Annotated in this window: 13 protein-coding genes; 11 read left to right on the forward strand and 2 right to left on the reverse strand. The window is 70.1% G+C overall.

Annotation, left to right across the window (positions count from 1 at the left end; translation table 11 throughout):
- Positions 1–8 precede the first annotated feature (8 nt).
- From ACVW19_RS30335 to ACVW19_RS30365, 7 genes are all read left to right on the forward strand, one after another.
- Positions 9–671 carry an MmyB family transcriptional regulator gene (locus ACVW19_RS30335; RefSeq protein ID WP_457463409.1) on the forward strand — a complete coding sequence of 221 codons (663 nt, stop codon included), beginning with the start codon at positions 9–11 and terminating at the stop codon, positions 669–671.
- Positions 672–779: 108 nt separating this feature from the next.
- Entirely contained in the window at positions 780–1778 is a 999-nt protein-coding gene (locus tag ACVW19_RS30340) for a LacI family DNA-binding transcriptional regulator (protein WP_457463411.1), read from the forward strand.
- A gap of 188 nt (positions 1779–1966) precedes the next feature.
- Positions 1967–3310 (forward strand): ABC transporter substrate-binding protein, encoded by a 1344-nt coding sequence (locus ACVW19_RS30345; protein WP_457463413.1) that lies wholly within the window; start codon positions 1967–1969, stop codon positions 3308–3310.
- A gap of 6 nt (positions 3311–3316) precedes the next feature.
- Positions 3317–4270, forward strand: a complete 954-nt coding sequence (locus ACVW19_RS30350) for a carbohydrate ABC transporter permease (RefSeq protein ID WP_457463414.1) — start codon at positions 3317–3319, stop codon at positions 4268–4270.
- Positions 4267–5130 (forward strand): carbohydrate ABC transporter permease, encoded by an 864-nt coding sequence (locus tag ACVW19_RS30355; RefSeq protein WP_457463415.1) that lies wholly within the window; start codon positions 4267–4269, stop codon positions 5128–5130. Before ACVW19_RS30350 ends, ACVW19_RS30355 begins: the two co-directional genes overlap by 4 nt.
- 36 nt (positions 5131–5166) lie before the next feature.
- A complete protein-coding gene (locus tag ACVW19_RS30360) occupies positions 5167–6819 on the forward strand; it encodes a glycoside hydrolase family 13 protein (protein WP_457463417.1) in 1653 nt (550 codons plus the stop codon).
- 47 nt (positions 6820–6866) lie between these two features.
- On the forward strand, positions 6867–9041 hold the full coding sequence (locus ACVW19_RS30365) for a discoidin domain-containing protein (protein ID WP_457463419.1): 2175 nt from the start codon (positions 6867–6869) through the stop codon (positions 9039–9041).
- Between the two features lie 28 nt (positions 9042–9069).
- Here the strand turns inward: ACVW19_RS30365 and ACVW19_RS30370 are convergent, their stop codons facing one another.
- Complete coding sequence (locus ACVW19_RS30370) at positions 9070–10014, reverse strand: DUF5996 family protein (RefSeq protein ID WP_457463420.1); 945 nt, start codon at positions 10012–10014, stop codon at positions 9070–9072.
- Between the two features lie 232 nt (positions 10015–10246).
- On the opposite strand from ACVW19_RS30370, the gene ACVW19_RS30375 reads away from it, so the two are divergent.
- The 4 genes from ACVW19_RS30375 to ACVW19_RS30390 all read left to right on the forward strand — a co-directional run bounded on the left by ACVW19_RS30375 (position 10247) and on the right by ACVW19_RS30390 (position 12338).
- On the forward strand, positions 10247–10672 hold the full coding sequence (locus ACVW19_RS30375) for a hypothetical protein (protein WP_457463421.1): 426 nt from the start codon (positions 10247–10249) through the stop codon (positions 10670–10672).
- A 164-nt stretch (positions 10673–10836) separates the two neighbouring features.
- Positions 10837–11163 (forward strand): ferredoxin, encoded by a 327-nt coding sequence (gene fdxA, locus ACVW19_RS30380; RefSeq protein WP_109380233.1) that lies wholly within the window; start codon positions 10837–10839, stop codon positions 11161–11163.
- A complete protein-coding gene (locus tag ACVW19_RS30385; RefSeq protein WP_457463423.1) occupies positions 11160–11891 on the forward strand; it encodes a helix-turn-helix transcriptional regulator in 732 nt (243 codons plus the stop codon). Before fdxA ends, ACVW19_RS30385 begins: the two co-directional genes overlap by 4 nt.
- Positions 11892–11909: 18 nt before the next feature.
- Positions 11910–12338, forward strand: coding sequence for a hypothetical protein (locus tag ACVW19_RS30390; protein ID WP_457463425.1), 429 nt, complete (start codon positions 11910–11912; stop codon positions 12336–12338).
- Positions 12339–12365: 27 nt separating this feature from the next.
- Here the strand turns inward: ACVW19_RS30390 and ACVW19_RS30395 are convergent, their stop codons facing one another.
- Positions 12366–13382, reverse strand: a complete 1017-nt coding sequence (locus ACVW19_RS30395; RefSeq protein WP_457463427.1) for a DUF2510 domain-containing protein — start codon at positions 13380–13382, stop codon at positions 12366–12368.
- Positions 13383–13447: the final 65 nt, after the last annotated feature.

Consider the following 13447-nt stretch of genomic DNA (forward strand, 5'->3'; position numbering starts at 1 on the left):
ACCTCCCGATGGCACATCAGGCAGGAGGGCAGCGGCCGACACCGCGGCCGACCGTCTTCGAGACTCCCGAGGCGCAGGCCTACCTGGAGGACTACGCGGTGTTCCTGAACGCGGTCCCCTTTCCCTCCCTGGTGGTCGACCACCGCTGGGACGTACTGCTGGCGAACGCTGCTTTCCGGACACTTTTCCGGGACGTCGAACCGCACCCGACGGCCATGCCCGGCGACAACTTCCTCCGGTTCGTCCTCTTCCACCCGGACGCCCCCACGGTGCTGGGCGAACACGAGTCGAGCTGGTGCCTGCCGATGCTGGCCCACTTCGCCAAGACGGTGGAGCGGGACGGCCACGACCACGGGCTGCAGGCCATCCGCCGGGACATCGCCCAGGACCCCATCATGGAGGCGGCCTACCGGCAGGGGCTGCCGCACTGGATCCGTGCCGTCGGCGAGCAGGCCGCCGAACACGACGGCGCGGTACGGCCGTTGCGTCATCCCGATCCGCGCTGGGGAGTCACCGACTGCCGTCTCGTCGTGGAGACGACCAGAATCCTCGAGGGTATGGACTGCACCCGGCTCACGCTGGTCCTGCGCGAGACGCGCCGCGCCCCGGCCCGCCGCCGCGGGCACCGTCGCGCCGCCTCCCACCTCAGCGTCGTGTCGGCGGCCGACTGAATCCGGGTGTGCGGTGTCGTTGTGACCCGATGACTCCTCGCCCTCCACACGGTCATCCACGCAGCCCTCCACGCAAAAACTTGCGTTTCTTGCGCTATTCTTGCGTCCATGACGCGACGACTTGCTGTGGTGGCGAAGAAGGTCGGGGTCAGCGAGGCCACGGTCAGCCGGGTGCTCAACGGCAAACCGGGAGTCTCCGAGGCCACCCGGCAGGCGGTGCTCTCCGCGCTGGACGTGCTCGGCTACGAGCGGCCCACCCAGCTGCGCGGTGAGCGCGCCCGGCTGGTCGGCCTGGTACTGCCCGAGCTGCAGAACCCGATCTTCCCCGCCTTCGCGGAGGTCATCGGCGGCGCGCTGGCCCAGCTCGGGCTGACGCCGGTGCTGTGCACCCAGACCCGGGGCGGTGTCTCCGAGGCGGACTACGTGACGCTGCTGCTCCAGCAGCAGGTGTCCGGCGTCGTCTTCGCCGGCGGGCTCTACGCCCAGGCGGACGCTCCCCACGGCCACTACCGGCAGCTCGCCGAGCGGAACATCCCCGTCGTCCTCGTCAACGCGGCCATAGAGCACCTGGGTTTTCCGGGCGTCTCCTGCGATGACGCCGTGGCCGTGGAGCAGGCGTGGCGACATCTGGCCTCGCTCGGTCACGAGCGGATCGGTCTGGTGCTCGGCCCCGCCGACCACGTGCCGTCGGCCCGCAAACTGGCCGCCGCCCGCGCGCTCGCCGCGGAGGTGCCCGACGCACACGTCGCCCGCGCCATGTTCTCCATCGAGGGCGGGCACGCCGCCGCCGCCCGGCTCATCGACCGGGGCGTCACCGGCTTCATCTGCGCCAGCGACCCCCTCGCCCTCGGCGCCGTTCGGGCCGCCCGCCGCAAGGGACTGGACGTCCCCTCGCAGATCTCGGTCGTGGGGTACGACGACTCGGCCCTGATGAACTGCACCGAGCCGCCGCTCACCACCGTCCGCCAGCCCATCGAGGCCATGGGCAAGGCCGTGGTGGAACTGCTGAACGCACAGATCAACGGGCGTCCGGTGGCCGCCGAGGAGCTGCTGTTCGAACCCGAGCTGGTGGTGCGGGGGTCGACGGCGCAGGCGCCCCGCTCCTGAGAGCCGGCCCGCGGCAGGTCCGTTCCCCGCGTGCTTCCGGTCTGTCCCCGGCTGCTTCCGGACGACTGTCGAATAATTTCAAAATGTGCGCGACATATTGCGGACCCATGTCGTCGGTGCTTGAGTGTGCCCCGCCCACCGCTCCTGTCCGAGGGGTTCACCCGCTCCTGTCCCAGAGGGGTCCACCGATGAGAAGCACCGGGATCCGCCGTACCCTCGTCGCGCTAGGCGTCGGCGCCCTCACCCTCACCGCCTGCGGCTCGAACGACGACCGGGCGGCCGACGGCAAGACCCGCATCACGGTCAACTGCATGCCGCCCAAGAGCGCGAAGGTCGACCGCCGGTTCTTCGAGGAGGAGATCGCCGCCTTCGAGAAGGAGAACCCGGACATCGACGTCGTCCCGCACGACGCGTTCCCCTGCCAGGACCCGAAGACCTTCGACGCCAAGCTCGCCGGAGGGCAGATGGAGGACGTGTTCTACACCTACTTCACCGACGCCGGGCATGTCGTCGACATCAACCAGGCAGCCGATCTCACCCCGTACCTCAAGGAGTTGAAGAGCTACGGGACGATCCAGCAGCAGCTGCGGGACATCTACACCGTCGACGGCAAGGTCTACGGCGTACCCCGCACCGGCTACTCCATGGGGCTGGTCTACAACCGGGCGCTCTTCGAGAGGGCCGGCCTCGATCCCGACCGGCCGCCCAGCACCTGGGCCGAGGTCCGAGCCGCCGCCAAGCGGATCGCCGCACTCGGCGACGGTACCGTCGGCTACGCCGACTACAGCGCCCAGAACCAGGGCGGCTGGCACTTCACCGCAGAGCTGTACTCCCAGGGCGGGGACGTCGTCACCCCCGACGGCGAAAAGGCGGCCGTGGACTCGCCCGAAGGCCGCGCCGTGCTGCGGACCCTGCACGACATGCGGTGGAAGGACGACTCCATGGGCAGCAAGCAACTGCTCGTGATCAACGACGTCCAGCAGATGATGGGCGCCGGCAAGCTCGGCATGTATCTCGCCGCCCCCGACAACATCCCGATCCTGGTGAAGGAGAAGGGGGCCGATTACAAGGACCTCGCCCTCGCCCCCATGCCCGGCGGCAAGGCCACCCTCATCGGCGGCGACGGCTACATGGTCAACAAGAAGGCCTCACCCGAGCAGATCAGGGCCGGCCTGAAGTGGCTCGACCACATGTTCCTCACCCCCGGCGACGGTTTCCTCGGCGACTACGCCCGCGCCGGGAAGAACGACGCGCCGGTCGGCCTGCCCGAACCCCGGCTGTTCACCGGCGCCGCCGACGCCAAGGACCAGCAGGTCAAGAAGGCCAACGCCAACGTCCCGGTGGGGAACTACCAGGCCTTCCTCGACGGCAACCAGAGCCTGGAGATGAAGATCGAGCCGCCGCGGGCACAGCAGCTCTACTCCGTCCTCGACGGCGTCGTCTCCGCGGTGCTCACCAAGGAGGACGCCGACATCGACCGGCTCCTGAAGGACGCCTCCGGCAAGATCGACGGCATCCTGGCCCGGGGCTGACCGGCGATGAAGACGGTCGCACGTCAGCCCGCCGAAGCCGTCGAACTCCGCCCGGTGCGGGCGCCGTCCCCGGCCGGGAGCCGGAGACGGCGCCGCCTCACCGACCAACTGCGTGCCTACGGCTTCCTCCTCGGAGGCCTCGTCTGCTTCGCCCTGTTCTCCTGGTACCCGGCGATCCGCGCGGTCGTGATCGCGTTCCAGAGGTACACGCCGGGCTCACCGTCCGAATGGGTCGGCACCGCCAACTTCGCCCGCGTCCTGGACGACCCCGAGTTCGGCGCGGCCTGGCGCAACACCCTCGGCTTCACCCTGCTCGCCCTGCTCATCGGCTTCGCCGTCCCGTTCGTCCTGGCCCTGGTGCTGAACGAACTCCGGCACGCCAAGGCGTTCTTCCGCGTCGTCGTCTACCTGCCGGTGATGATCCCGCCGGTGGTCAGTGCCCTGTTGTGGAAATGGTTCTACGACCCCGGCACCGGCCTCGCCAACGAGGCGCTGCGGTTCCTGCACCTGCCCACCTCGAACTGGTCCAACGGCGCCGACACCGCTCTGGTCTCCCTGGTCGTCGTCGCCACCTGGGCCAACATGGGCGGCACCGTCCTGATCTACCTCGCCGCCCTCCAGTCCATCCCCGGCGAACTGTACGAGGCCGCCGAACTCGACGGCGCGAGCCTGCTCCAGCGCATCCGGCACGTGACGATCCCACAGACCAGGTTCGTCATCCTCATGCTGATGCTGCTTCAGATCATCGCCACCATGCAGGTGTTCACCGAACCCTTCGTGATCACCGGCGGCGGACCGGAGAACTCCACCGTCACCGTCCTCTACCTCATCTACAAGTACGCCTTCCTCTACAACGACTTCGGCGGCGCCTGCGCGCTGAGCGTGATGCTCCTCGCCCTGCTCGGTCTGTTCTCCGCCCTCTACCTCCGACTCACCGACTCCCCGAAGGAGGCGACGTGAGCAGCACCCGTACCCTCGTCTCCCCGGCCGTCCTGGCCCGGCCCCGGGGCAGGACGATCTACTGGACCGTGTTCACCGGCGTCGTCCTGCTCTTCGCGCTCGCCTTCCTCTTCCCCGTCTACTGGATGGTGAGCGGCGCGATGAAGTCACCGGACGAGGTGGCGCGCACCCCGCCCACCCTCCTCCCGGAGCAGTGGGGCACGAGCGGGTACACCGACGCCTGGGACCTGATGCGACTGCCGACCCACCTGTGGAACACGGTGGTGCAGGCGGCCGGCGCCTGGCTGTTCCAGCTGGTGTTCTGCACGGCCGCCGCCTACGCGCTGTCCAAGCTCCGGCCCGCCTTCGGCAAGGTGATCCTCGGCGGCATCCTCGCCACCCTGATGGTCCCCGCGCAGGCCCTCGTCGTACCGAAGTACCTGACCGTGGCGGACCTCGGTCTCCTCAACGACCCCCTCGCCATCTGGCTGCCGGCCGTCGCCAACGCCTTCAACCTCTATCTGCTCAAGCGGTTCTTCGACCACCTGCCCCGGGACGTGCTGGAGGCCGCCGCGATCGACGGCGCCGGGAGACTGCGCACCCTGTGGTCGATCGTCCTGCCCCTGTCGCGCCCGGTGCTCGGCGTGGTGTCGATCTTCGCGCTGGTCGCCGTGTGGCAGGACTTCCTGTGGCCGCTGATGGTCTTCTCCGACACCGGGAAACAGCCGATCAGCGTGGCTCTGGTGCAGTTGTCGCAGAACGTCCAGCTGACCGTGCTCATCGCCGCGATGGTGATCGCCAGCATCCCCGTGGTCGCGCTGTTCCTCGTCTTCCAGCGGCACATCATCGCCGGGATCAGCGCGGGCGGCACCAAGGGCTGACGCCGAATCCGTCCACCCAGAAGAAAGGCACGCACCGTGGGACAGCCCACCCCTGCCCGAAACGACGACGACTGGTGGCGCTCCGCCGTCATCTACCAGGTGTACGTCCGCAGCTTCGCCGACGGCGACGGCGACGGCACCGGCGACCTCGCCGGAGTCCGCGCCAAGCTGCCCTACCTCGCAGAACTCGGCGTGGACGCCCTGTGGTTCACCCCCTGGTACCTGTCCCCGATGAAGGACGGCGGCTACGACGTCGCCGACTACCGGGCGATCGACCCGGCCTTCGGCACCCTCGCCGAGGCGGAGAAACTCATCACCGAGGCACGGGGGCTGGGAATCCGCACGATCGTCGACATCGTGCCGAACCATGTCTCCGACCAGCACCCCTGGTTCCGCGCCGCCCTCGCCGGCGGCCCCGAGCGTGAACTGTTCCACTTCCGCCCGGGCCGCGGGGCGCACGGTGAACTGCCGCCCAACGACTGGCGGTCGGAGTTCGGCGGCCCGGCCTGGACCCGCCCACCCGTCTCCCCCCACCACCCTTCCAAGGAAGGCCCTTCGGACCCTGCTGATTCCGTCTCCCATGATTCCGGCGGCGACTGGTACCTCCACCTGTTCGCACCCGAGCAGCCCGACCTCAACTGGGCGCACCCCGCCGTCCGTGAGGAGCACGAGGACATCCTGCGGTTCTGGTTCGAGCGGGGCGTGGCCGGCGTGCGCATCGACTCCGCCGCGCTGCCGGTGAAGGACCCCCTGCTGCCCGACTTCACCGAGGGCCTCGACCCGCACCCGTACGTGGACCGCGACGAGCTCCACGACATCTACCGCGGCTGGCGGGCCGTCGCCGACGAGTACGGGGCCGTCTTCGTCGGCGAGGTCTGGCTCCCGGACACCGAACGCTTCGCCCGCTACCTGCGTCCCGACGAACTGCACACCGCGTTCAACTTCTCCTTCATGACCTGCCCCTGGGACGCGGCACGGCTGCGCGCCTCCATCGACGAGACCCTGGCCGAGCACGCCCCGATCGGTGCCCCCGCCACCTGGGTGCTGTGCAACCACGACGTGACCCGCACGGTCACCCGCTACGGCCGCTCGGACACCGGCTTCGACTTCGCCACCAAGGCCTTCGGCACCCCGACGGACCTGCCCCTGGGCACCCGCCGGGCCCGCGCCGCCGCCCTGCTGTCGCTGGCGCTGCCGGGCGCGGTCTACGTCTACCAGGGCGAGGAACTCGGCCTGCCCGAGGCCGACATCCCGCTCGACCGCATCGAGGACCCCATGCACGCCCGCTCCGGGGGCACCGACCCCGGACGTGACGGATGCAGGGTGCCGCTGCCGTGGACGGCCGACGCGCCGCACGCCGGTTTCGGCGGCGAACCGTGGCTGCCACAGCCCGCCGGCTGGGATTCGTACGCCGCCGACCGGCAGGCCCGGGACCCCGGCTCCATGCTCGCCCTGTATCGCGAGGCGATCCGCCTGCGCCCGGCCTTCGGCGAGGGCCCGTTCACCTGGCTGCCCACCACCGACGGCGTACTCGCCTTCACCCGCGCGGACGGCGGCGCCATCTGCGTGGTGAACCTCGCGGACGCGCCCGCCGCCCTCCCGCCCCACACCGGACTGCTCCTCGGCAGCGGCCCTCTCGACCCCGACGGACGCCTGCCCAAGGACACGGCGGTCTGGCTGCGCACCTGAAGACCGCACCCGCTTGTTCCCGTACCCCCACCATGAAGGGACCAGCCATGCGCACCTCCGGATTGACTGTCAGGAGCATGTCAGTCATCGGTACGGTCGTCGCCGTCACCGCCGGCATGCTCGCCGCCCTCGCGCCCGCGCCCGCCCACGCCGCCGCGGGCGCCACCCTCCCCTTCACCTCGGTCGAGGCCGAGTCCGTCACGACCACCGGGACCAGGATCGGTCCCGACCACACCCAGGGCACCCTCGCCTCCGAGGCCTCGGGCCGTCGGGCCGTCCGGATCGACGCCGGTCAGCGGGTCGAGTTCACGGTGCCGCGCGCGGCCAACGCCGTGAACGTCGCCTACAGCGTCCCCGACGGGCAGTCCGGCTCGCTCGACGTCTACGTCAACGGCGAGAAACTGGCCAAGACCCTGCCGGTGACCTCCAGGTACTCCTACGTCGACACCAGTTGGATCGCAGGCTCCAAGACCCATCACTTCTTCGACAACGCGCGCCTGCTGCTCGACCGGAACATCCGGGCCGGTGACACGGTCACCCTTCAGGCCACGGGAGTCCAGGTCACCGTCGACGTGGCTGACTTCGAGCAGGTGGCCGCACCCGCCGCCAGACCGGCCGGTTCGGTCTCCGTCACCGACAAGGGCGCCGACCCCAGCGGCCGGGGTGACTCCACGCAGGCCTTCCGGGAGGCCGTCTCCGCGGCCCAGGGCGGGGTGGTCTGGATACCGCAGGGCGAGTACCGGCTCACCTCCGCACTGGGCGGCGTCCAGAACGTCACCCTCCAGGGCGCGGGCCACTGGCACTCCGTCGTGCGCTCCTCCCGCTTCATCGACCAGTCGAATTCCGCCGGCAACGTCCACATCAAGGACTTCGCCGTCATCGGCGAGGTCACCGAGCGGGTCGACTCGAACCCCGACAACTTCGTCAACGGCTCGCTCGGCCCGAACTCGTCCGTCTCCGGCATGTGGCTCCAGCACCTCAAGGTGGGTCTCTGGCTGACCGGCAACAACGACAACCTGGTCGTGGAGAACAGCCGCTTCCTCGACATGACGGCGGACGGCCTCAACCTCAACGGCAACGCACGCGGGGTGAAGGTCCGCGGCAACTTCCTGCGCAACCAGGGCGACGACTCGCTCGCCATGTGGTCGCTGTACGGGCCCAACAGCAACAGCAGTTTCGAGAACAACACCGTCTCGCAGCCGAACCTCGCCAACGGCATCGCGATCTACGGCGGCACCGACATCACCGTCAGGGGCAACCTGATCGCCGACACCAACGCGCTGGGCAGCGGTATCGCGATCTCCAACCAGAAGTTCCTCGACCCGTTCCACCCGCTGGCCGGCACGATCACCGTCGACGGCAACACCCTGGTCCGCACCGGTGCCATGAACCCCAACTGGAACCACCCCATGGGTGCCCTGCGCGTCGACTCCTACGACAGCGCCATCGAGGCACAGGTCAGGATCACCGACACCACCATCACCGACAGCCCTTACAGCGCCTTCGAGTTCGTCTCCGGCAGCGGACGCGGGCACGCCGCGAAGAACATCACCGTCGACGGCGCCACCGTCGCCGGGGCCGGTACGGTCGTCGTCCAGGCCGAGACACCGGGCGCCGCCACCTTCCGGAACGTCACCGCCACCGGCATCGGTCCGGCCGGCGTCTACAACTGCCCCTATCCGGCCGGCTCGGGCACCTTCACCCTCACCGACGGCGGCGGCAACTCCGGCTGGGACAGCACCTGGTCGGACTGCTCCACCTGGCCGGAGCCCGGCCAGGGCAACCCCGACCCCGACCCGGACCGTAATCTCGCCCAGGGCCGCCCCGCGACCGCCACCGGCTCCCAGGACGTCTACACGCCGGCCAAGGCGGTCGACGGCGACACGAACACCTACTGGGAGTCCGCCAACCACGCCTTCCCGCAGTCCCTGACGGTGGACCTCGGCTCCAGCCGGGCCGTCCGGCGGCTGGTGCTGAAACTGCCCCCGCAGTCCGCGTGGCAGACCCGCACCCAGACCCTCGCCGTCCAGGGCAGCACCGACGGCTCCGCGTACACGACGGTCCTCGCCGCGAAGGAGTACCGCTTCGACCCGGCCACCGGCAACACGGCCACCGTGACGCTGCCGGAGGGCACCGACCTGCGCCACCTCCGCCTGCACGTCACCGGTAACACCGGTTGGCCGGCGGCCCAGTTCAGCGAAGTGGAGGCATACCTTTCCTGACGTTTTTCCGCACGGCCCCGGCCGCTGCTCAGGTCCGCTGTGCGGCGGCGGGGTCGGTCACGCCTCCCGGGCAGGCGTTCCGTTCGATGTCCCAGCCCGCCGTCTCCGCGCCGGCCCGGTAGGCACTCTGCAGGAAGGCGAGTACGTCGGCGCGCGGCGAGGGCGCGGTCCTGGCCTTCTCGTACTCGAGGATCGCCAGACGGCTGCCGGTGCCGCGTTCGACCCACGAAGCGGCGGCGGGCTGCAGCGGACGGCGTGCCAGGCCGGTCGGTTCGGGCGCGGTGTAGGAGTAGAACGCCGCCTGAGGGAAGGCCGGGTCGCCGAACCAGAAGCCCGCGCTGATCACCTCACGGGAGTACGCCTCCCTGGTGACCGGATCGACGGATTCGGATTGGGCGACGGCGGTGTCGGAGAACCTGGTCACCGCGATGTCGAAGGTGTGCCAGAAGTGGTGCACCGGACTCGTCTTTCCGGACCACTCGGCGGCGTACTCCTCCAGGACCAGGTTGACCTGGGACAGGATGACCCAGTAGCGGTTCACCGACTCCTGGTCGTAGGCGCGGTGTTCCGTGTCCTCGTCGAAGGGGCGGTCGGAATCCGGGAGGTCGAAGGGGCGCGGTCGCCCGATGTGCACGGAGACGTCGAGTTCGGTGAGCGCGGACTGCAACCGCCGGTAGAAGTCGGCCACCGAGAGGCCGGGCAGCGGGAACGACACCTCGCGACCCGAACCGGTCGTGACGAGAAGCCTGTGGTCGACGAAGTCGAAGTCGATGCAGAAGAAGCGGCCCTGGTCGTCCAGGCCCATCGGGCGGGTGGTGATGCCACGTCCGGTGAGATGGTAGGGAACGTTCCACCAGTGGTTACGGCGTGGCGACGCCGCGAGCCGCACCTTTCCGACCACCTGCGCGAACCGGTGCAGCGTCTCCTTGGTCGCCCGCCATTCGGCGTAGGGCAGCGGGGGAAAGAGTTCCACAGCTCCTCCAGGATGCCGCGTATGCGCGCATGTCGGAATACGGGCCTGCCTGCCCTTAAAGGTATCCCCCTCAAGGGAAGGCCGAAAGGCGAAAGTGCCCGGTGCGCCCGCTCGCGGTGCGCCGGACGGGCTTGCGCGATCGGAGCAGTGGAAGGCGCTTCGATCTGCCGGTGAGTGCCGTGCGCCCTAGGCTGGACCGCGATCGCGCTTCACCTTGCCACCGGGAGCCCTCATGCGTCTGCCCATCGAACCCAGGCACGTAGCGCCGCGTCTGGCCACGGGAGCGTTCATCCTCAACTCGGGCCTGTCCAAGCGTGGGGTCGACGAGGAGACCGCGGCCCAGCTGCATGGAATGGCCAAGAACACCTACCCGGTCCTGGACCGGATGCAGCCCGCGGCCTTCGTGCGGCTGCTGTCCACCGGGGAGATCACGCTGGGAGCCGCCCTGCTCCTGCCCTTCGTGCCCACGGTGGTGGCGGGTGCCGGGCTCGCCGCGTTCTCGTCGGCGCTGCTGGGGCTGTACCTGCGCACTCCGGGGATGCGGCGGGAAGGCAGTCTGCGGCCGACCCAGGAGGGCATCGTGTTGGCCAAGGACGCCTGGATGCTCGGCATCGGTCTCGGATTCGTCGTGGACGAGATGACGCGCGACACGCGCTGACCGGCCGGTCACGGGGCGAATCGGCTGCTTCACCCGCACAGGGTCCTGCCCGGCCGGGCGGGACCCTGTTTCCTGTGATCCCCGGCCGTCACCGGTGGTGGAACGATGCCATGAAGCACTATTCTCACAGGTAGGATTCGTGAAAATTCGGGGAGGAGGACGTCGTGACCTATGTGATCGCGCAGCCCTGTGTCGACGTGAAGGACAAGGCGTGCGTCGACGAGTGCCCGGTCGACTGCATCTACGAGGGCCGGCGGTCCTTGTACATCCACCCGGACGAATGTGTCGACTGTGGCGCCTGTGAACCGGTCTGCCCGGTCGAGGCCATCTTCTACGAGGACGACACTCCCGAGGAGTGGAAGGACTACTACAAGGCGAACGTCGAGTTCTTCGACGACCTCGGCTCGCCCGGCGGCGCCTCCAAGCTGGGGCTGATCGAGCGGGACCACCCGCTGATCGCCGCGCTGCCGCCGCAGGACGGAGCGACGTGACCTCCGGGGAACGCGCCGGGGGAGGCGATCCGGTGACCCCGCGCCGCCGTGCCGTGCTCGAGGTGCTGCGCACCGCCGGCGCGCCGCTCGGTGTCAACGAGGTGGCGGAGCGGGTGGGGGTCCACGCCAACACGGCGCGCTTCCACCTGGATTCGCTGGTGACGCGCGGGGCGGTGGAGCGGACCCTGGAGGCGTCGTCCGGGCGGGGGCGCCCCCGCGCGGTGTATGCGCCGCGTCGCGGAATGGACCGCGGAGGGCGGCGTGAGTACCGACTGCTGGCCCGGATGCTGCTCAGCCGGCTCGCGTCGACCGGCGCCGAGGCGGAGGCCGTGGAGGCCGGCCGGGCCTGGGGGCGGCATCTGGTCGACCCGGCGCCGCCCTTCCACACCGTGACCGGCCGCGAAGCGGTCGACCGGCTGGTCGGACTCCTCGCCGACCTCGGCTTCGATCCGGTGACCCCGGTGACCCCGGTGACCCCGGTGACCCCGGTGACCCCGGTGACCCCGGTGAACGGCGAGTCCGATGAGGTGCCGGACGTCATCCGTCTGCGGCACTGTCCGTTCCTCGAACTCGCCGAGGAGTACCGGCAGATCGTCTGCCCGCTCCATCTGGGCTTGATGAAGGGCGCGTTGGCCGAACTGGACGCGCCCGTCGCCGCCGACCGGCTGGAGCCGTTCGCCGAACCCGACGTCTGTCACGCCCATTTCGTCCACGCGCGCGCCGCGTAGAGGAAGGACAGTCCGGCAGTGAACTCCTTATCGGCCGCCACAGCGGGCGCCGCCGTCCTCGTCTGGCTCGGCATGGTGCTGGCGGTCTCCTTCCTGGAGGCGCCGTTGAAGTTCCGGGCTCCGGGGGTGACCGTCCCGATCGGCCTCGGCATCGGCCGCGTCGTCTTCCGGGCGCTCAATCTCGTCGAGCTCGTCCTCGTCGCGACCACCCTTGTCGCCTTGGCGGCCGGCGGGCCCAGCACCTCGGTGGTCGTGCTCGCCGTCGTGGTGACCGTGGTGCTGGCAGCTCAACTCGGTGTGATCCGGCCGCGGCTCAACCGCCGGTCCGACCGGGTGCTCGCCGGAGAGCAACTGCCCCGCTCCCACGCCCACTGGTACTACGTGGCGTTCGAGGCCGTCAAGGCGGTGGCGCTCCTGGTTCTCGGCATCCTGCTCCTCGCTGCCTGAGCGCCACCCGGCCGTCGCGTCAGCGGGTCAGACGTCCTGGCCGTTGCCGCCGCGGCCCTCCGCCTCCTCGATGCCCTCGATGATGTCGTCGAGGACCGACTGCCTCTGGTCGGTGTCCAGACCGAAGCGGATCACGACGATCTGCTTCGGCTGCGCGGGGGAGGGGAGGGCCAACGACTGGACGTACCCGTCGGAGCCCTTGCTGGTGACCGCCCTCCAGCGCACCAGGTAGCCCTTCTGTCCGGCGACGTCCACCGCCTTCGACTCGAGGACCTCGTGCGAGGTGATCCTCCCGTAGGAATCGCCGCCGTACGACTCCTCGGCATTGGCGGCGATGTCCGCCTTGGCGACCTCCTCGGCGGTGGAGCCGCGGATGCCGAGGGCCGGCGCCGGCGCCGAGTAGGCCCCGCCCTTGGTGCAGGTGCTGGAGGTGTTGCCGGGGCATTCGTAGGTGTCCTCCGACATGATCTGGGCGCCCACCTGGCCCTCCTGGCCGTACCAGCCGTCCGGGATGGGCAGGCTGATTCCGCTCAGCCCGTCGGTCACCGACCCGCTCTCGACCCGTGGCGGCTGAGAGGTGTCCGGGCCGGACCCCTCCCCGTCGGGACCGCCCTTCGGACCGCCTTCCGAACCACCGGGGCCGCCGTCCCGTCCGCCCGGCCCCTGCGAGGCCGCGGAGTCACCGGCCCCGTTGTCGTCGGTCAGCGCGTACACGCCGACCCCGATGCTCGCCAGCACGGCGACGGCCGCCGCCACGGCTATTCCGATCCGCAGCCCGCGCCCCCGGCCGGAACCGGAGCCGGACTGCACGACCCCGGGATATCCCGGATGCACCGGGTACGCCGGATGCACCGGGTACGCCGGATGGGCCGGGTACGCCGGCCCGGCCGCCGTGCCCGGTGCCGGAGGGCCCCAGGCGGGTGCCGAGCCCGTCGGCCGGACCTGGTCCGTCCAGGCGGTGCCGTCCCACCAGCGCTCGGTGGCCGGTCCGTCATTCGTCTGCCCGGGGTCGGGATACCACCCGGGAGGAGTCGCCTGCGTCATGTCCCCACCGTATGAGGCGTCGATGAAAGCCGGATGAGACCGGATGAGACCGGAGGGGAGAGGTC

This window comes from Streptomyces sp. TE5632 (assembly GCF_054061295.1).